The 20,292-nt window shown below is 40.3% G+C and carries 17 protein-coding genes; 2 read left to right on the top strand and 15 right to left on the bottom strand.

Annotated features, from left to right (window positions below):
* Window positions 1–216: 216 nt before the first annotated feature.
* Both JL001_RS07185 and JL001_RS07180 read left to right on the top strand, forming a co-directional pair.
* Window positions 217–1,098, top strand: a complete 882-nt coding sequence (locus JL001_RS07185; RefSeq protein ID WP_200975445.1) for a DUF2167 domain-containing protein — start codon at window positions 217–219, stop codon at window positions 1,096–1,098.
* A 79-nt stretch (window positions 1,099–1,177) separates the two neighbouring features.
* Window positions 1,178–1,765, top strand: coding sequence for a peptidylprolyl isomerase (locus JL001_RS07180; RefSeq protein WP_200975444.1), 588 nt, complete (start codon window positions 1,178–1,180; stop codon window positions 1,763–1,765).
* Window positions 1,766–1,780: 15 nt separating this feature from the next.
* Here the strand turns inward: JL001_RS07180 and JL001_RS07175 are convergent, their stop codons facing one another.
* The 15 genes from JL001_RS07175 to JL001_RS07105 all read right to left on the bottom strand — a co-directional run bounded on the left by JL001_RS07175 (window position 1,781) and on the right by JL001_RS07105 (window position 20,272).
* Window positions 1,781–2,404: an SPOR domain-containing protein gene (locus JL001_RS07175; protein WP_200975443.1), complete on the bottom strand. Its 624-nt coding sequence runs from the start codon at window positions 2,402–2,404 to the stop codon at window positions 1,781–1,783.
* A gap of 146 nt (window positions 2,405–2,550) precedes the next feature.
* Complete coding sequence (gene fumC, locus JL001_RS07170; RefSeq protein ID WP_200975442.1) at window positions 2,551–3,951, bottom strand: class II fumarate hydratase; 1,401 nt, start codon at window positions 3,949–3,951, stop codon at window positions 2,551–2,553.
* A 229-nt stretch (window positions 3,952–4,180) separates the two neighbouring features.
* Entirely contained in the window at window positions 4,181–4,672 is a 492-nt protein-coding gene (locus tag JL001_RS07165; RefSeq protein ID WP_200975441.1) for a hypothetical protein, read from the bottom strand.
* A 23-nt stretch (window positions 4,673–4,695) separates the two neighbouring features.
* Window positions 4,696–5,079 (bottom strand): RidA family protein, encoded by a 384-nt coding sequence (locus JL001_RS07160; protein WP_200975440.1) that lies wholly within the window; start codon window positions 5,077–5,079, stop codon window positions 4,696–4,698.
* 129 nt (window positions 5,080–5,208) lie between these two features.
* Window positions 5,209–7,737 carry a phosphocholine-specific phospholipase C gene (locus tag JL001_RS07155; RefSeq protein ID WP_200975439.1) on the bottom strand — a complete coding sequence of 843 codons (2,529 nt, stop codon included), beginning with the start codon at window positions 7,735–7,737 and terminating at the stop codon, window positions 5,209–5,211.
* A gap of 131 nt (window positions 7,738–7,868) precedes the next feature.
* Window positions 7,869–9,341: a SusD/RagB family nutrient-binding outer membrane lipoprotein gene (locus tag JL001_RS07150; protein ID WP_200975438.1), complete on the bottom strand. Its 1,473-nt coding sequence runs from the start codon at window positions 9,339–9,341 to the stop codon at window positions 7,869–7,871.
* 33 nt (window positions 9,342–9,374) lie between these two features.
* Window positions 9,375–12,521, bottom strand: coding sequence for a SusC/RagA family TonB-linked outer membrane protein (locus tag JL001_RS07145; protein WP_200975437.1), 3,147 nt, complete (start codon window positions 12,519–12,521; stop codon window positions 9,375–9,377).
* 471 nt (window positions 12,522–12,992) lie between these two features.
* Complete coding sequence (locus JL001_RS07140) at window positions 12,993–13,568, bottom strand: bifunctional precorrin-2 dehydrogenase/sirohydrochlorin ferrochelatase (protein ID WP_200975436.1); 576 nt, start codon at window positions 13,566–13,568, stop codon at window positions 12,993–12,995.
* Between the two features lie 78 nt (window positions 13,569–13,646).
* Window positions 13,647–14,411, bottom strand: coding sequence for a uroporphyrinogen-III C-methyltransferase (gene cobA / locus JL001_RS07135; RefSeq protein WP_200975435.1), 765 nt, complete (start codon window positions 14,409–14,411; stop codon window positions 13,647–13,649).
* On the bottom strand, window positions 14,408–16,510 hold the full coding sequence (locus JL001_RS07130) for a HEPN domain-containing protein (protein ID WP_200975434.1): 2,103 nt from the start codon (window positions 16,508–16,510) through the stop codon (window positions 14,408–14,410). The genes cobA and JL001_RS07130 overlap by 4 nt, the downstream gene beginning before the upstream one ends.
* Window positions 16,511–16,577: 67 nt before the next feature.
* Window positions 16,578–17,837 carry a sulfate adenylyltransferase subunit 1 gene (locus JL001_RS07125; RefSeq protein WP_200975433.1) on the bottom strand — a complete coding sequence of 420 codons (1,260 nt, stop codon included), beginning with the start codon at window positions 17,835–17,837 and terminating at the stop codon, window positions 16,578–16,580.
* A gap of 80 nt (window positions 17,838–17,917) precedes the next feature.
* Window positions 17,918–18,817: a sulfate adenylyltransferase subunit CysD gene (gene cysD / locus JL001_RS07120; protein ID WP_200975432.1), complete on the bottom strand. Its 900-nt coding sequence runs from the start codon at window positions 18,815–18,817 to the stop codon at window positions 17,918–17,920.
* A gap of 9 nt (window positions 18,818–18,826) precedes the next feature.
* Window positions 18,827–19,528, bottom strand: coding sequence for a phosphoadenylyl-sulfate reductase (locus JL001_RS07115; protein WP_200975431.1), 702 nt, complete (start codon window positions 19,526–19,528; stop codon window positions 18,827–18,829).
* 11 nt (window positions 19,529–19,539) lie between these two features.
* Complete coding sequence (locus JL001_RS07110; RefSeq protein ID WP_200975430.1) at window positions 19,540–19,782, bottom strand: DUF2061 domain-containing protein; 243 nt, start codon at window positions 19,780–19,782, stop codon at window positions 19,540–19,542.
* Between the two features lie 73 nt (window positions 19,783–19,855).
* Window positions 19,856–20,272, bottom strand: a complete 417-nt coding sequence (locus tag JL001_RS07105; RefSeq protein WP_200975429.1) for an Rrf2 family transcriptional regulator — start codon at window positions 20,270–20,272, stop codon at window positions 19,856–19,858.
* Window positions 20,273–20,292: the final 20 nt, after the last annotated feature.

Below are 20,292 nucleotides of genomic sequence, written 5' to 3'. Positions count from 1 at the left end.
CTTACCCAAAAGCTCTAAGTGGTTGTGTTTAAGGCTATGAACTTACCATCTTAAAATGATGTAAAGATTTATACTTTAAAGGGCATTACCCACATCAAATACTCTTCATTATCGTTACTTTATGCCATAATTTTACTGTTTGTCACTATTTATCAACCTAATTTTTCATATAATTGCCTGTTCATTTTTACAAATTTTTATTTCACACTACTTATTATGATTAAGAAATTACTCGTTTTCCATTTATTTCTTATTGGTATTATTGGCCAAATACACGCTCAAGAAGAGGAACTTAGTGATGAAGAATACTTCGCCTTGGTTGACAGCATAAACAGTTCATTTACCTACCAATACGGCACAATTATATTGGGCGATAATATTGCCACTTTGCAGGTTCCTGAGGGATACAAATACCTTGATACGGAACAAAGTAGCTACGTATTGACAGAGCTGTGGGGAAATCCACCAGAAGAAGTTTTAGGGCTATTATTTCCTGAAGATATTGGTCCAATGAGTGACGATTTTACCTATGCCGTAGAGATCAATTATGCCGAAGAAGGTTATATTGATGATGAAGATGCCCAAGAAATTGATTACGATGACTTGCTGGAAGAAATGCAATCGGACACTGATGAAGCCAATTCTTACAGAATTGAAGAAGGATATGAAAAAATTGAACTGGTGGGATGGGCTTCCGAGCCATTTTATGATTATAAATCAAAAAAGCTTCATTGGGCAAAAGAACTGAAGTTTGGTGAGCAAGAAATAAATACACTCAATTATAACATCAGGATCTTAGGCAGAAAAGGATACCTAAATATGAATGCTATCAGTAATATGGAGGCTCTCCCCATCGTGAAGCAAGACATCAATGATATTTTGGCAAGCGTGGAATTTAACGATGGTTATCGTTATGGTGATTTCAATCCAGAAGTGGATGAAATTGCAGCTTATGGCATCGGTGGGCTTATCGCTGGAAAAATGTTGGCAAAAACTGGTTTTTTTGTCTTATTGTTAAAATTCTGGAAAGTAATTGCTTTGGCTGTCGGAGGCTTTTTTACAGCATTTAGGAAAAAAATCTTCGGTTCTGGCGAATAATGAGATCTACCATTAACTAATTGTTTTTATTTCATTAAGAGTGATTAATTTACCATTAAGTTAACAAACTCTTTATTCTATGAAAAAGCTTCTCATCCTTCTCACGTTGGTCTTTTCTGTGGCTTCTTGTCATATCAGGACAGACAAAACCTACCCCATTGGACAGATCATCACGCCCAAGGGTGAGATGCTTTTTTGGCTTTATGAAGAAACTCCTATTCACAAAGAAAGCTTTATCGAATTGGCCAATGCCCATTATTGGGACTCCTTGACTTTTAATCGGGTGATCGAAGGGTTTGTTATCCAGGGAGGTTGCCCTGATACACCTGAAGGTTTTAGCGACTCTCCTTATTTGCTGCAACCTGAGTTTGTCAATAACATCAAGCACGTTTATGGAGCAGTGGGGGCAGGTCGTGATGATAACCCGGAAAAACTATCTGCCGGTTGTCAGCTATATATTGTCCATGACAAAAATGGCATTGAAAGGCTTGATGGGAATTACACTATTTTCGGGCAGGTTTTTAAGGGACTGGATGTCTTGGATGCTATCGCCCATGTCCCAACCGACTCTACGGACACGCCTTTCGCAGATATCACCATGCAGGTGAACCTGATCGAAATGACAGCCCAAGAATTGAAAGAAAACGGCTATGAAGTAAAAGAATAAATAAAAGCAGGAAAATCAATCCACTACGGTACCCAAAACTTCTTTGAGCGGCACTCTTTTGCCATCTTTATAAGGGACAATCCAAGCGGTACGGATTCCAAGCTTTCTCATTAGCTTTTTAAAAGTATTTGCCTCGTCATAGTCGCGATAATATCCCAAGAGCATTCTTTTCAGATTGTCCTTTTCCTCTACGTCCATGCTAAATCCTGAGGGAATTTCCTGACCGTATTCCTCCTTCGTCAAGGCACCTATCTGTACCCGAAAAACAACTCCTTCACTCCATTTGCCCGTAAGCTTGGCAGGAGCTTCACCATGCAATTCTTCATGGGCATCTTCCATCATGGCGCTGGTATATTTTTCTTCCAACTCCTCATGACGTTTTTGAAGAATTTCCAGATCTTCTGACTTGCTGATCACTTCCTCTTGGAGCTGCTTGTTTTCCTTTTCCAGCTCCATGATACTCACCTTTTGAGACTGCTGCATTTCCTGCATTTGGCGCAACTGCTCTGGGGTCATGCGTTTAAGTTCTTTTTTCAAGGCCTTCTTTTCATCTTTGGAAAGTTGTGCCCAAGCTGCGTTCATTCCAGACACCATCAGTGCCACCATCAAGCATGATCCTACAAGGTATTTCGAAATCATATTCTCCAGTTATATTTTAGTTTAAACAAAAAAAGAGAAGCATATCCCGTGTAAAATACGAAATATACTTCCCCTTTTAAAATTTGGATAAAATAAAGTTAAAATATCCGTCTTTGGAGATTATATTCAATCCTAAAACTTTAGGATTACTTTAAGCTCCCAATCATATCTTCCGGCTTTACCCACTCATCAAACTGCTCATCAGTCAACAAACCTAAAGCAATGGCGGCTTCACGAAGGCTAGTGCCCTCTTTATGGGCTTTCTTGGCGATTGCTGCAGCATTTTCATAACCGATATGTGTGTTCAAGGCTGTCACCAACATCAAAGAATTCTCCAAATGTTTCTTGATAAATGGCCTGTTTGGCTCAATACCAATCACACAATTATCATGGAAAGAAACACATGCATCACCCAACAATCTAGCAGAAGTCAATAGGTTGTGGATCATCATCGGTTTGAACACATTCAGTTCAAAATGACCATTAGAACCACCTACAGAAACTGCCGTATCGTTCCCTATCACCTGGGCACAAACCATGGTCATGGCTTCCGCTTGGGTTGGGTTTACCTTACCTGGCATGATAGAAGAACCCGGCTCATTTTCTGGAATAAGAATTTCACCGATTCCAGACCTAGGACCAGAAGAAAGCATCCTAATGTCATTGGCAATCTTCATCAAGCTAACGGCCAATTGCTTCAATGCTCCGTGAGTTTCCACAATGGCATCATGCGCTGCCAATGATTCAAATTTGTTTGGAGCAGTGATAAATGGTTGACCTGAAAATTCTGCAATCTTTTCAGCGACCATCTCTGCATAGCCCTTTGGAGTATTCAGGCCGGTACCTACAGCAGTACCTCCCAAAGCCAGCTCAGAAAGGTGGGCCAAAGTATTTTTCAAGGCTCTAACCCCATGATCAAGCTGGGCAACATACCCGGAAAACTCTTGCCCTAAGGTCAAAGGAGTCGCATCCATAAAGTGGGTCCTACCAATTTTCACTACATCCATGAATTGCGCTGATTTGCTCTTCAGGGTATCTCTCAACTTTTCCACTCCCGGAATGGTAGTCTCCACCACCATTTTATAGGCAGCAATATGCATGGCAGTAGGGAAAGTATCATTAGAAGACTGAGATTTGTTCACATCATCATTTGGGTGGATGGTTTTCTTCTCGTCTTCCAAAGTACCGCCATTCAGCACATGACCTCTGTAGGCAATCACTTCATTGGCATTCATATTGGATTGGGTTCCAGAACCCGTCTGCCAGATCACCAATGGGAATTGATCATCCAGCTTACCTTCCAAAATCTCATCACAAACTTTGGCAATGGTATCGGCTTTTTCTTGTGCCAGAACTCCCAAAGAAGCATTGGTCAAGGCCGCAGATTTTTTCAAAATGGCAAAAGCATGGGTGATCTCCAAAGGCATTCGGTTACGTTCACCACCAATCTTAAAGTTGTTGATGGATCTTTGGGTTTGGGCACCCCAGTATTTGTCCGCAGGGACTTCTACCGGACCCATGGTGTCTTTTTCTATTCTATATTTCATGTGTTAATAATTTGTTTCAACTGTCACATGAAACCTGCCACTTCATAATCATCCTTATGAATTACATTCTTGTAATGCTCGGTTTCATCGTACAATTAATATTGATTTAATCAAAATTTGTCTGAGAGCCAACGGATCCTCATATCAAGGCACTGGCTATCAATGGCGGCACTAAATTACTACCTGAGGGGCACAATCCATAAATGAAGGGTAATTTTGTCCTTTAAAATCAACGGTTTTTTTGAAGACTTAACATTTCATGAAAAATATGCTGGGACTGCTTGACTTTACGCTTAAAATGAGACCAAGCAAAGAGCACATTTCCCACTCCTACCGCTAAACTCACAAGTCCAAAAACAGGCTGCCCTGCTGCAAAAAAGAAAAATATCCCCATGGCCAATGTTATCACCGACCAAAAGATCATAAAAAATGCTGACCCTGGAAAAAGGCTGTAATCCAAAAATATGATACAGCCCGTTCGTGTAGGCTCAATATTCCCCTTGATCAAAGGCAAAAAACTATCGGCACGGGTAACTACTTTGGAAAGTCTAAAAGTAGTTTCTTCTACCTTGCCATTGAAAAGTTGTTCATTGTCAGATTGACTGGAGGGATGGGAGAGGTAATCCACTTCCTGAGTGACATGATAGAGACGAGTGATGACTTCCTCGCAAGTCATCGAGGAAACCAACACTTCAGTATGATGGGGCAAGTACTTGACCATTTAATCCTGCCTCCACAGGTTAATTAGGCTTTTATTGCGATGCAGGAAATTTCTACCTGTACATCTTTTGGTAATCTGCTTACCTCCACAGTCTCCCTTGCAGGTGGGTTAGACTTGAAGTATTGACCATAAGCTTCGTTAATGGTCCCGAAATCATCCATGTTTTTAATAAAAATAGAACATTTTACGACATCACCAAAACTATATCCTGCTTCTGTCAAAATTGCATCCAAATTTTTCATTACAGCATGGGTTTCTTCCGTAATGTTTTCATTGATCAACTCACCACTTTCGGAATCCAAAGCTATCTGACCTGAAACGAAAAGTGTATTTCCAGCTTGCACCGCTTGGCTATAAGGACCAATAGGAGCTGGTGCATCCTTTGAATAAATAATACTGTTTGCCATTTTCTAAAATTTTATCCAAATGTAGGGAATTTTGCTCACTTGAAGTAGAAAGTATTGAGTCGTGAGCATGGAATGCTTTAACAAACATCTCATCCTCACGACTCAATACATAATTCCTATAACCCAAATCTATATTTCTCTTCCCATAAACGGATCAGAAATGCTGTCTTTCCCAATTTCCAACCTTCCAGCGTAACGTACTTCAAAATTCTCCACCCCGGGAGATTGCAACTTAAAGTCATACCATCCGTGATTCTTGCTCACATCCAAAGTAAAGCTTTCTGAAGAACCTGACTGAACGGTAAACGTCTTCTCCAGTTGCTGATATGTATCATCGGCCAAGCGTAAATTCACGGCCTGTAAATTACTGGCATTAGAAATGGTAATTTTCAGGCTGTTGGTAAAATCACCTTTCTTCTTTAATACTTCTGTATTGACCTCAACCCTTGGCCCCTGGGCATTGCCCATAAATTCCCTGAAATATCCATTAGGTCCATATACCCTCAAATGATATTGTCCATCTTCAAAAGCTTCTAATGGCCATTGATACGCCAACTCATCTCCTGATTTAACCGCAAAAGCCCAGGTTTTCACCGGTTCGAAAATCGATTTCTCCTTATTCCAATAATTGCCAGGTGCATACACATTAAATGGTGCTCCAAAAGCTTCTTCACCAAAAATGTCTTGGCCAGCCTTGAACTTGATCGTAAAATATTTTCCGTCAGCACTGACATGGCCATCAGCATACAACTCATACTTTAATGCATTCGAAGGCTTCGTACCTGGTTCTTGCTGGGGAAGGACATTCGAACTCTTTGGGTTCAAACCAATATCCTTGGCCTCATCAGCAGAAAGGGCTGTAAAGTTGGTTGGCAATTCTTTAAACTGCGCATTATAAATCTGCTGAACATGTTGGTTACGATCTACCCATTCCGGTAAGTCAATCTCCTCACCATTATAAGGTCGAAATGCTGATGTCAAATCACCACTTATTTCTCTTCTCCAAGCACTGATATTGGGCTCATGAATATTTTTTCCTGTCTTATGCGACAACCATTTCTCCATGAATTTGATGGTGGAAGTAATATCACAAACTTGTGAGTTTACCCAACCTCCTCTGCTCCATGGGGAAGCAATCACTAATGGTACCCTGTACCCTAAGCCTACTGGACTGGTCCTGGCATCTCGTTCCTTAAAACCAACCTTCAACTCCTCTTCTTTGGTTACAAATTCGCCGGTTACATCAAGGCCAGATGAAGCCTTTCCGTCGTCAGGATCATTGGGATTTGGAGCCACAAAAGGAGGAACATGATCAAAGTAACCATCATTTTCATCATAGTTTAAAATGAAAATGGTCTTCTTCCAAACCTCAGGATTTTGGGTTAAAATATCCATCACTTCCGACACGTACCATGCGCCATACCAAGGAGCGCTTGGATGATCGGAAAATTTTTGCGGTGCCACAACCCAAGAGACCGCAGGCAATTTACCTTCTTTGACATCCTTCCTGAACTGATGGAGAATATCTCCCTTTGGTATTTTGGTTTCTCTGGCTTCTCCATTATCGGTATAAGCCAAAGTCTCTACTTTATGGTAATTAGGATCGCCTATATTGGTAGTAAATGCCTTCTGATGCAGGCTTTGCTCTCTTTCGGATAGCTTCTTAAACTGTTTTGGATTCCATTTGGCCAAATAAGTTTTTAGCTGAGTGATGTCCTCCTTTTTCTCTGCAATCTTTTTCTGAAGTTCCTCTTGATTGGCCTCCGGATTTTTCAATTCCTTTTCCAATTCCTTTAGCTCTTTAGGAAGGGCTTTTTGCCTTTTCTTCAGGTAATCATAATGGCCAGGAGTAAAGCGAACACCAAACTGGGTAAACCACTCTAGGTTATTATCTGTAAAATTGGCCAATAGTGAACTGTCCTCTACATCCGCACCTACGCTCACCTCATTTTGATAAACTTTCCAAGAAATGCCGTTATCCTCCAATCTATCTGGAAATGTAGCCCAGTTAACTTCTTCTCGATAGCCCATTTCTCCATTTCTTACTTTTGCCTTTTCACCATCAGCGTGCGTTTTTCCTGTCCAAAAATAATTTCTGTTAGTTGTGGTACCAGTCAAAGAAGCGCAAAAATGCTGATCACAAACCGTAAACGCATCTGCCAAGGCATAATAAAAAGGAATATCCTCTCGGCTATAATACCCCATGGTCATAGGCACATCCCTGAATTCCTTTCGGCCGGATCTTTTGGCTTCTATCCAGCCATTATATTTGCCTTCATTGCGGGCATCCACCTGGTTTTCCCACGAGTGAGGAATATCCCTCATCCATGTGGCTTTGGTGTCTTTGATATCAAATCTAAATGGTGCAAAGCGATTGCCATTTTTATCTGGCTGCAACCAGACAGGGTTCTTGTCTGGCAAGGAAATAGCCCTAGGGTCGTTATAGCCCCTAACCCCTTTGAGGGTTCCAAAACAATGGTCAAACGACCTGTTTTCTTGCATCAAAAGCACAACGTGCTCTGCATTGTAAAAAGTAGTGCCAGGGTCAGGTGAAATCGCCATGGCTTTTTCTATTGATGCCGGCAAAACACTCCAAATGCCTGCTCCTCCAGTTAAAAGTGCTGCTTTCTTAAGAAAGTCTCTTCTTGAATCCTTCATATTTTCTATATACTTCCAATCTCTTAAAATAATTCAACTTGAAATGGCTTCCGATATTAAATAAAAATAGTGGAACATTGCCGGTTTGAACGGCAACAATTCCACTATTTTATCATTGGGTCAAGGAGTTGCTACTCCAGCCACCAAGTCATCTCATCAATTTGGTCATTACCTTCTCCAAACTGTCTGGTAATTGCTGCAGTTACATTTTCAGCATTATAGTTGTATTCAGATTGTGGGTAAATCCATCTGTAAGGGATTTCAACCCCTGCAGGTCTTCTGAAGCTAGGATAGCCTCCTGTCCTATGATGATCATAGAATGAGGTCCACCCCAACTGGAAGAAAGACTGCAAATACTTCTGCATAATGATCAACTGAACCTGCTCTTCCTCACTCATCGCTGAAGCAAAATTATTGATCGGCTTGGCCAAATAGTTATTTGCAGCTTCTTCAGTCACGTAAGAACCGTAGTTTTCAGAGTACATCTCATAAAACTTAAAGGAAGCTTTTACCGCAGACTCATATAATGCTTGCGGGTCTGCCGAAATCCATCCTTTCACTGCTGCCTCTGCTAAGATCAACTGCTGCTCAGAATAACCTAAAAGCATGTATGGCTCATTTACAGGATCTCTATGGTAGCGATCATTTACTTTGGAAACATTTCCTTGGGTAGCTTTTTCATTTACTTCAGCATATGGAGCTGCTGGATCTCCGCCCTCATAAGCACTGAAATCATCAATGGCTTTGCCAGCTTCCTTAGCTGATTTTGTCTGCGTACAATAGATAAACAATCTTGGATCTTCTCTCTCTTGCAATCTTTGGACGAAAGTGGAATCCATATACATCCCAGAGCTAAATCCACTACTGTTAAAAGTAGGATAACGGTTGCTTTGCTGATCCAAGAAAACCAACTGGCCGCTTTCTTCCACATTCTCCATCAAAGGCTGATTCTGGTAGATGGAAGCAAATTCACTTAGATTAACCTCACCTTCTTTCTCAGATAGTGTTTGTAATACTTTCAATCTGAAAGCGTTGATCAACTTTCTCCAGCTCAACATATCACCGCCGTAAATAATATCACCGGCTATAATGTTATTATTAGCTTCCAGAATAGCATTGGCTTCTTTTAATTCAGCCAAGATCCCTTCAAAAACCGTCTTCTGGTCATCGTACACTGGAGCATAGTTTTCAGCAGTTTCACCTTGAAGAGCAGATGAATATGGAACATCACCAAAGGTCAAAGTCAGGTTATAGAAATAGTAAGCTCTAAAGAATTTACCCAAAGCCACATAAGAAGGATCATTGATTCTCTCTCCTTCCTCTATCATCTTGGTCACATTTCTGAGCACACCATAGTCACCATAACTACCTCTGTCCCACTTATAATATTGGTTGGTATTTTCACCATCCGTCTGCACCAACATTTTTAATGCGTACAAAGGAGAAGTTCCGCGGTAAGCCCTAAAGGCATCCCATTCGATATTGGTCAGCAAAAGCTGCGGGTGCGTTTCTGTAGGCAAGTTGGGATTGATGTTCATCTCCTCTAGGTTCTGACAAGAGGCCAACCCAACGACTAATAAAAGAATACCTAATATATTTTTCATCTTTATTTCTTTTTTCTTAGGCTAGAAAATCAATTAAAACATGGCTCGAAGCGTGAAACCAATATACCTGGAAGATGGATCCTGAAGGTTATCATCATTACCATAGTCGGGGTCGAGCAAAGGAAGTTTCTTCCATACAGCCAGGTTGTAACCATAAACTGATAGGTCCAGCTTCTTGATCTTTTGCGAAGTCATGATATTCATCAGATCATACGTCACAGAAAGTCTTCTTAACTTAAAGTACGACCTATCATATACATTGGCGAAAAGCTCACTTTCGTCTTCAGTCACCTGAGCACGATAAGGGTAGATCTGAGACCAAGTCTGCCAGCTCACTGCTGTAGTGTTTTGGGTGTATTCACGTGTATCAGAAATCACATTTCCATCTACATCCCTTACCAATTCGCCACCAGTCACCACTACACCATCCGGTACATAAACAGGCTGTCCTGCAGCATATTCCTCATCTCTATAAAGAACAGAGTTTGGATGCTTTCCACCCCACCACATTTTTTCGATAGTCAAAGAACGGATCAAGCCTCCCCAAGCACCATCAACATCCATATCCACTCTGAAATCTCCAACTTTGAATCTATTTTGGATTCCTAACCTCCAAGAAGGATCCAAGTGACCAATTTTAGTAGGATAAGGGTCTCTTGTTGGAAGGCCTGTATTGGCATCTAGGATCACCTGTCCGTCTGCACTTTTCTGCCAAACTGTAGCATAATAGGCATCAGCACGATCACCTACTTTGAGGTTACCGAATTTCTCATTGTCCCCATAGATGTCGGTGATCTTTTTCACATACCTTGTCCAGTTCATCCCAATATCCCAAGAGAATTTATTATGGTCAATGGCAGCAAAGTTCACCATGGCTTCAAAACCATGTGTGGTATACTCGTTTCCATTTACTTTTCTGGAGTTAAAGCCTGAAGCTTCAGATACATTCAAGTCAATAATCTGATTTTCATCCAGAATTCTGTAATAGGTACCTTCAAAAGTCAAACGTTTCTGGGCAAACGAGGTGGAGAAACCAGCTTCAAATGAAGTCGATTTTTCTGGCATAATCTCAGAATTCACCAAACCTGAAGGATAATAAACAGAAGGAGTAGAGCCATAGGTTACCCCTTTGTTATAGGCTGCATAAATGCTGTATGGACTTAAATCGCTGGACACCTGAGACCATGATCCATATACTTTCAAGTAATCCATTGCTTTTGGCAATTTGATAAATTCAGAGAGCATGGCACTTACTGAAGCAGAAGGGTAGAAGTAGGAGTTCGTGCTAGTCGGAAGGGTGGAAGACCAGTCATTTCTAGCTGAGAAGTTCAGGAAAATTGAATTCCATAAATCCAAGTTAGCTGAACCGTAAGCACTTCGGATCGCTTTTTCTTCAAAGTAGTTACTCGCTTGAACCGGTCCTTGGGTATTGCTTAAACTATAAACCCAAGGCACGATCAAACCGTCTGAGGATGCATATTCTTGCTGGTAAGTTCTATAAAAGCTTGAAGCACCCGCATTCACAGTCAAACCAACATTTTCATTAAGAGACTTGGTGTAAGAAGCCAAGAAATCAGTATCCAAATTCAGCTGGTTGTCATTCCACATTTTGTAATCACCATTTCTGGAATCTCCATAGTTCATATAAGATTTAGGGCTCTGCATGTCTTCGAACAATCGCTTTTCCCTAGCCGAAATCCTACCTTGGACATATAGGTCTGGAGTAATTTGGTACTTTAATTTCATCTTACCATCCAGAGTATTTCTATTGTGCTTTTGGTTCAGCTCATATGCTGCAAAGTAAACATTGTTATACCAAGCATAGTTATAGTTTGCCTGACGGTAGCCTTCCAATCCAGGCACATACATATGGTCTTTTAGGTCTTGTCCATTGACGTCATCTCCCATCCAAATCAAGATGGTGTACATGTGGTTTTTCGGTCCGTAACCATAACGAGGATAGTTAGGAGAATATACCTTGTTGTAGCTTAAGGAAGCATCTAACTGAAGTTTATCTGTTAATTCAGTTGAACTATTGAAATTCAAGCCACCCGTGCTAAGAGAAGTATTTGGGACTTGGCCGCTCTGGTAAGAGTAATTTCCAGAAAGGTAAAATCTTGATTTATCACCTTGATAGGCAATAGAGAAATCATTTTTGCTTACTACACCTGTATTGAGGAAATCCTTCAGGTTGTCATGTCTTTCCCAAGCAATTGGTACACGCTCATACCTGGACTTATCATCATAAACAGTTCCTGCTACATTACCATACCATTCTATTACTTCACCAGTCTGCTTATCCCTGATTGGGCTGTTCCACTGTGCGATTTCTACACCTGGCTCAAACTTAGGACCCCAGATCATATCACCATCTGAAATACCACCATCAGCACCATCCCAAAATTCATACTTTCCATTGGATCCATTACCATATTGGGTTTGAGTCTCTGGAAAAACGGTAAAACCAGCCGTAACCATGTTACTAGTTGTAGCGGTTACAGTCAAACCTTCTTTGGCTGCATTTTTTCTGGTAATCAAAATCGCACCATTTTTTCCTCTTGCACCATATAGGGCTGAAGCAGCTCCACCTTTTAGTACGTTGATTCCTTCAATATCTTCTGGAGAAATATCAAAGAAATCTGTTTCCACTGGAATCCCGTCCAATACAATCAAAGGTGTCTTACCTCTCAACTTAAATGAAGGGGACTGGAAAATACCAGTTGGGTTGTTTACAGTCAAACCCGCCACCTGACCAGAAAGGGCATTTCCCAAATTCATGGTTCTAGCTTCGCCCAAAACATCAGTGTTTACTTCTTGAGTGGCATAACCCAATTTCTTCTTTTGCTGCTTGATCCCGATAGCTGTTACCACTACCTCATCAAGACTCTGCTGATCTTCTTCTAATACTACATTGATTACGGAACGTCCGTTTACGGCTACTTCCTGAGCGGAAAAACCAATAAAACTAAACTGTAACACATCATTTCCAGCAGCATTAATGGTATAATTACCATCAAAATCGGCCACAGTACCTGTGGTAGTTCCTTTGATCATTACCGTGACACCAGGAAGCCCAAGTCCGGATACATCCGTGATTTGACCTTTTACCTGATCCTGCCCCATTGCTATAAAGGGACAGCTCATCAAGAGTAAAATTAAGATTGTAAAAACCTGTTTCATACGTTAATACGTTTGTTTGAGATTATAAAATATAAATTGTTGAAATTCAGCTATTTGATAGCGGTTAAAAGGCATCTTGGGAGTATTTGATCGCAAAATTAGAAATCTGAATTCCAGAAGAGTGAATTGATCAATTATCAATTCTTTAATTGAATTTTAAATCCTTAAGTAAAAATTAACAGTAAATCAGTGGTCTTTATAAAGGTGTCACACCACAAAAAATAAAACAACATTAATAATTGAAAAAATTAAATTTTAAACACTATATCACATTATAAAAATAAATTAAAATGCAAATTTATATTAATTAAAAATTAAAATCTGGAAAGGATATGGCAAAAAGTGAATTCCCAATAAATAAAAAAATTAATATTTGTAAACTTTTACTTCTATATAAAAAAAGCAGGTAGACCGCCACCTGCATTTTCAAATTAAATCAACCGCATATTTAAAATCTCTCTGACTTTTATCTTAGTTTTTCACCAATAACTCTTTGGTCAGTTTATTCAAAGCTTCCACTTTATATTCAAAATCACCTTTTAAAGTATCCCTGTACAAATGAATGTTCTCCACCATTTCATTAATATCCTCAGGAATGATTTCCTCTAAAAGCTGCCTTAATCGTTTCGCAGTTGTTGGTGATTTGCCATTGGTACTGATGGCTATCTTGACATTACCTTTGGTTACAATTCCTCCCAAGTAAAAGTCACAAAGCGCTGGGGTATCGGCAATGTTCACCAAAAGGTTCCTGGCCTTGGCACCCAAATGAATCTGTTTGTTCACATCTTTGTCATCAGTAGCACCGATCACAATATGCCTTCCATTCAAATATTTCTCCTTATAGCTGTCTTCTACCAATGCAATGGCTTCATTCTGATCTGCGATCTTCTTGATTTCAGCAGAAATCTCTTTAGCCACAATCGTTACTTGCGCATTGGGACTTGACTTCAACAAGAAAGACAGCTTTTCTAATCCAACATTTCCTGCTCCTACAATCAGCGTGTTTAGTTGCGCCACCTTGAGGAACACAGGGTAAAGTTCATTCATTATTGTATGCTATTTAGTGGTTAAAATAATGTCAGGATAAGTTTTTATCCTGACATCAGTATGTGAGAATGCACGGCATCACACACGAATGGCTTCTCTATAAATTTCCATCAATTTAGGACTTTCTCGCACAACATCTCCTACAATGATAACAGCAGGAGCCCCAATTCCAGAATTTTGTACTTTTTCTTCAATATTACAAATATGGCCTGCTACAATTCTTTCAGTATCTGTTGTGCCATTTTGAATCAAAGCAATTGGCGTGTCTTCTTTGCCATTTAGGCTAAATTCATGGACAATTTCCCTAAGTTTTCTAGTGCCCATCAAAATCACAACTGTCGCGGTAGATTGAGCAGCAATCCTAATATCCCTGGATAGCTGTCCCGATGAAGTGGTACCCGTAATCACCCAAAAACTCTCCGAAACACCTCTTTTGGTAACGGGGATTCCTTGGTAAGCAGGAACTGCCACACTGGAAGTTATCCCTGGAACTAGTTCTGTTTCTATTCCAAACTGCTGAACATAGTCGATCTCTTCGGCTCCACGCCCAAAGACAAATGGGTCACCGCCTTTTAACCGAACAACATGCCCGTATTTAAGAGCATATTCAACAATCAACTTGTTGGTTTCCTCTTGAGGGTTCATTTTGCTCCCATGACGCTTGCCCACAAAAACTTTAATGGCATTTTCTGTGGCATGCTTCAATAAAGACTTATCCACCAAGGCATCGTACAACACAACATCCGCCTTGCCCAGGGCTAAAATTCCTTTCAAGGTAATCAATTCTGGATCTCCAGGACCAGCACCAACAAGCGTAAGCTTTGGCTTGATTTCTCCTATCATGCTTCTACCTCCTTCGCTCTGAAATCACTGATCAAATGATATACTTTTTCTGCTTTTTTATAATAGGCTTTGGCAAACTCCTCTGTAGGCTCATTTCTTTGGATTTCATAAACTACATCGGCGAAACTACTTCCCAAATCAATCTTACCTGTAGCGACAAATGTCTCATCAAATTGGTTGACAATATCTGCATAGGAATTGGTTTTCTTCCCTTCAGAAACCAAAATGGCTTTTGCAGTATTTACCAAGGTTGCATAAGTATGATAGATACTATCAGACCACTTCTGGTCATTGATACTGTCTTCTGCATTGGCCAATTTCTCACGCGCTTCTAAGAGTAAAGTTGCTACCAAGTCAATCACTACACCGGCACACTCTCCCACACCTACTGCTTTTACATAAGGTTGTTCGTTGCCCCAGTCTATAAAATCGGCATCCACAATATCATCTGTAGTGGTTAAAGGCTTAAGGTTCTCATAGAAATACATCTGGCCTTGTCGGTCATAATAATCCACAAAAGCTTCTCCTTTTTCAGCATTCTTGTCAAAATCATCCAAAATAATCCTCAATGCCTGAGGAGCCCTCTTGCTAGGAATTTTGATAACCTTATCAGCAAACCTTCCTTCACCATCGCCTAAGGTAGCTCCACCCAATAGCACTTGCAATGCCGGGATCACAGACTTACCTACTTTGATGGACATCCCTTGGAAACCAATAGATGCCATATTGTGCTGACCGCAGGCATTCATACAGCCTGAAATCTTAATCGTCAAATCCTTATTGAACAGATGCTGAGGATACTCTTTGAAAATGACTTCTTCCAAGATATGGGCAGCGCCTGTGCTGCTTGCAATTCCCAAATTACAAGTATCTGTACCGGGGCAAGCTGTCAAATCTGCTAGGGTATTGTATCCATAAGCTACAAAATCCAATTGCTCCAATTCCCTATAGAAAAATGGCAATGCTTCCTCCTTGACATCCCTGATCAGGATATTTTGTCGAAGCGTCAAACGGATTTCATCATTGGCGTATTGACTCACCAAATCTGCCAATTTTCTGGCTTTGTCCGTATAAAAATCCCCCAAGTGAACTTTGATGCCAATAGACACGTAACCCGCTTGCTTCTGAGGAATCACGTTGGTTTGCAACCATCTCTCATAGGCTTCTCCTTGAGGTGTGTCTACCTCTGGAATTTCAAGGTTAGGCAATTGTTGCTTTTCCTCGTAGCTTTTATAATCAATCGGATATGATTGGAACTGAAGAGCTTTTTGCTCTTCCTCCACTAATTGTAAGAATGCCTCCACACCAATTTCCTTGATGAGGAATTTCATTCTCGCTTTCATCCTTTTGGCTCTTTCTCCATGACGGTCAAAGATCCTTACAACTCCTTCAATAAAAGGAATCAGTTTATCAGTTTCTAGAAAATCAGTGATGATGTCGGCATTTCTTGGCTGCGAGCCAAGTCCACCTCCAAGCATTACCTTAAAGCCTCTTACTTCTTCACCATTGACAGTTTTGATTTTAGGAATAAAACCCAAGTCATGAAGATAGGTCAAAGCAGTATCCTCTTCACTGGAAGAAAAAGCCATTTTAAACTTCCTTCCCATTTCTTGAGAAATTGGATTTCTCAGCATATACCTAAAAGTAGCATCTGCATATGGCGTCACATCAAATGCTTCCTTAGGATCAACACCTGCGGTTTCTGAAGCCGTAACATTTCTCACGGTGTTTCCACAAGCTTCCCTCAAAGTAACATCATCCTTTTCCAGTTCAGCCCATAGTTCAGGGGTCCTGTCCAAGCTGACATAGTGAATTTGGATATCTTGACGTGTAGTGATGTGCAATCTTCCCGTGGAATATTCATCAGATACCTTACAGATTCTATGCAGCTGCTTACCTGTCACTTTACCATATGGCAACTTGATCCGAATCATCTGCACACCTTGCTGACGCTGGCCATAAACGCCTCTTGCCAGTCTTAGGCTTCTGAATTTTTCTTCATCTATCTTACCATCCTTGAAAAGTGCAATCTTCTTTTCAAGTTCAATAATATCTTTTTCCACGAGTGGATTTTCAATTTCTGTTCTAAAACTTTGCATAGTGGTTGTTGTGTTTTGGTTGTTGTTGAATGATCTAAGGAGACATTATCTTGTCCTCTGGATCTTTCTACTGAATGAACCCTACACTGGTCGTATCATAGGAACCTTCATCGATCAAAATAAAGCTTCCGTTAGACTTGCTTTCTTTGTAAGGGTCAAAGTGAATAGGCTTACTCAACCTAAAATTCACTTTACCGATATCATTTAACTTCAACTGATCTGCTGTTTCCCCCCCGGAGAAATCTGTGTGTACCAAGCCCTCTATGCTGTCCACTTTGGCTAAAACTTGGTTCACACCATGTTGAAGAATATATTTTGCACCAATTCTTAATGGTTTGCTATTCACCTGACAAATGGTTGCTGACAACTGCTTTTCAGATTTTGGAAGTTCGCTGGATTTTACCAACATGTCCCCTCTGCTTACATTTACTTCGTCTTCCAAAGTAATCGTAATGGAGCTTCCAGGTACGGCTTCATCAAACTCCTGATCAAAGAAATGAATGGCTTTGACTTTAGTCGTGGTAAACGTTGGCAAAACAGTTACTTCATCTCCTACAGCTATGTTTCCTCCATAAAGCTTACCCGCAAATCCTCTGAAATCATGATGGGAGTCTGTCTTTGGCCTTACTACATATTGTACGGAAAAACGCGCCGCACTGTGGTCTTCTAGCTCGTCAATCTCTAAATCTTCCAGATAATCCAACAAGGATGGGCCTTGATACCAATCCATTTTATCTGATCCGGTAGCGATATTATCTCCATGAAGCGCACTTACCGGGATAAATGTCACCTGGTCATCATTGTAATCACTCTTTTCTATCAGCCCTTCAAAATCCGCTTTGATCTCTTCAAAAACCTGTTGGTCAAAGTCCACCAAATCCATTTTGTTGATTGCCACAATGACATGGCCTACCCGAAGTAAATTATTGATAAAAAAGTGACGGTAAGTTTGCTCTATCACCCCTTTTCTGGCATCAATCAGAATTATAGCCACTTGAGAAGTAGAGGCTCCCGTAACCATATTTCTGGTATACTCCACGTGACCTGGGGTATCCGCGATAATGTAATTTGTCTTTTGTGTATTGAAGTAAATATGTGCTACATCAATGGTAATGCCTTGCTCCCTCTCAGCCACCAATCCATCAGTAGCCAAGGAAAAATCAAGGTAATCAAATCCTTTTTGCTTACTGTTCCGCTCAATGGCTTCCAGTTTATCGGTTGTCAAGGATTTGGTATCATAAAGCAATCGACCGATAAGTGTGCTCTTTCCATCATCTACACTACCGGCCGTCGCTATATTAATCAGTTTTCTATTTTCAGTACTCATTGTTTTCTTTTTAGGGAATTTGAAATGTGGCAAAAGGGTCAACTTAAATGAAATGCCCCTGAGGTCAAGCGTTGGTCATTCTAAAAATAACCTACTTTTTTCCTGCTTTCCATGGCTGCTTCAGAGCGTTTATCATCAATTCTTGCTCCACGTTCAGAGATCGTACTGGCCCTGATTTCATCCACAACTTCTTCCAAGGTTTCCGCTTCTGACAATACAGCAGCAGTACAGGTCATATCTCCTACGGTTCTAAATCGAACCATTCTTTCTTCCACCTCTTCATGCTCCTCACGATAAACATGTTCAGACGCTGTCCAAATCATGCCATCTCTCACAAAAGTCTCTCTCCTATGTGCAAAATAGATGGAAGGAATTTGGATATTTTCTGTCTTAATATATTCCCAAACATCCAGTTCAGTCCAGTTGGAAATAGGGAAAGCCCTTACATTTTGCCCCTGATGAACTTTTCCGTTTAACATGTCAAAAAGCTCTGGCCTTTGGTTTTTCTCATCCCACTGCCCAAAATCATCTCGAACGGAAAAAACGCGCTCTTTGGCCCTTGCCTTTTCCTCATCTCTTCTTGCCCCACCGATACAGGCATCAAATTTGAACTCTTCAATAGCATCCAACAACGTGGTAGTCTGAAGTGAATTTCTACTGGAATAACGACCTTTCTCTTCCTGTACTTTTCCTTGATCAATGGCATCCTGCACATTCCTAACGATCAATTCTAGCCCCAATTCCGCTACCAATTGGTCTCTGAATTGGATGGTTTCAGGGAAGTTATGTCCCGTATCCACATGCAACAAAGGGAAAGGGATTTTTGCGGGATAAAAAGCTTTTTGAGCCAATCTCACCAAGGTGATCGAGTCCTTTCCTCCAGAAAATAATAATACAGGTCTTTCAAACTGTGCTGCCACTTCTCTGATAATCTGGATGGATTCGGCTTCTTTAGGATTTGGAACAAATATATTCTTCATACTTAAAATCTATTTTATATGTAAACCACATTCTTTTTTCGAACTTTCCCACCACCATCTGCCGGCTCGTGGGTCTTCTCCAGGCTCAATCGCCCGGGTACAAGGGGCACAGCCAATGCTGATATAGCCCTTGTCATGAAGTGGGTTATAGGGTATTTTATTGTCACTGATGTATTGTAGCATTTCATCCATATTCCAATACAATAGTGGATTGAATTTCATGATTTGGTTGCCTTGATCCCATTCGAGCTTCCTCATCTCACTTCTATTCTCACTTTGTTCGGACCTAAGGCCAGTAATCCAGATGCTATTTCCAGCCAAGGCCCTTTTTAAAGGCTCCACTTTTCGGATATAACAACAACTTTTGCGGTTTTCAGGAGACTCATAAAAACCGTTGATCCCTATATCACTCACCAGTTTTTCCACTGAACCAGTATTGGGGTAATAAGTCTTGATCTTGATATTATATTTACTTTCAGTTTTTGAAAGAAGCTCATAAGTCTCATAAAATAGTCTTCCGGTATCCAAAGTAAATATCTTTACTGGCAGATTATTTTTTGAGATAATTTCAGTAATGACCTGATCTTCCTGTCCAAGAGAAGTGGAAAAAACCACTTTACCTGGGAACAATTCACAAAGCTGAGCAATAGCATCTGCAATGGGAAGGTTATCAACGCGAATGGACAAGTCTTTTAATAAGTTCTTCTTCATCTTCAATAATATTATCTTTCTGAGATTTTAGCCCAAGCTCTTTCGTGAAAATAATAAAGAATCATTTTGCTCACTACTTCAATTGAGCCAATTGACAGGGCTGTTTTAATTTGACCGGTTATTAAATATGAAATAACCATGGTGTCAATGGTTCCCACCAATCTCCAGGAAATAGATTTCATCACACTCTTAATGTTGCTATCCTTTCCCTTTTCATCTACAAACCATTTTTTGATAGGTTGATCAAAAATCATAGGTTTTATAATTTGTTGAAACACAAAAGTATATAAAACCTATAAAAAAAGTAGGGTTTGTAGGAAAATTTTTTTACTCCTTATCTAAAATATCAGCCAATGTCTTGTTTTCCAATATGTTAAGTGTCTCATCACGTACTTGTATCATGACTTTATTTAATCCACATTTCACTTGATCTTTACATTCCTCGCATGCTTCGTAGTAGTTTAAACTTACACATGGGAGCAAAGCTATAGGCCCATCCAAAAGCCTAATAATTCTGGACAAAGGGATTTCCTTTGGCTCTTTGATAAGATAGTATCCACCACCTTTTCCTTTTTTGCTCCCTAGAAAGCCTGCCTTTTTCAATTCAAGCAAGATATTTTCTAGAAACTTATGCGAAATACCGTGCTCAGTAGCTATGTCCTGGATCAGCACAGACCCTTCATCTTTATGCTTACCAAGATAGGTCAAAGCATGGAAAGCATATTTGGTTTTTTTGGATAACATCTTACAAAAATAAAATAATT

Source organism: Echinicola sp. 20G, assembly GCF_015533855.1.
GTDB lineage: Bacteria > Bacteroidota > Bacteroidia > Cytophagales > Cyclobacteriaceae > Echinicola.
Note: the sequence above shows the minus strand (reverse complement) of the source record. Positions and strands in the feature narration are given on the sequence as shown.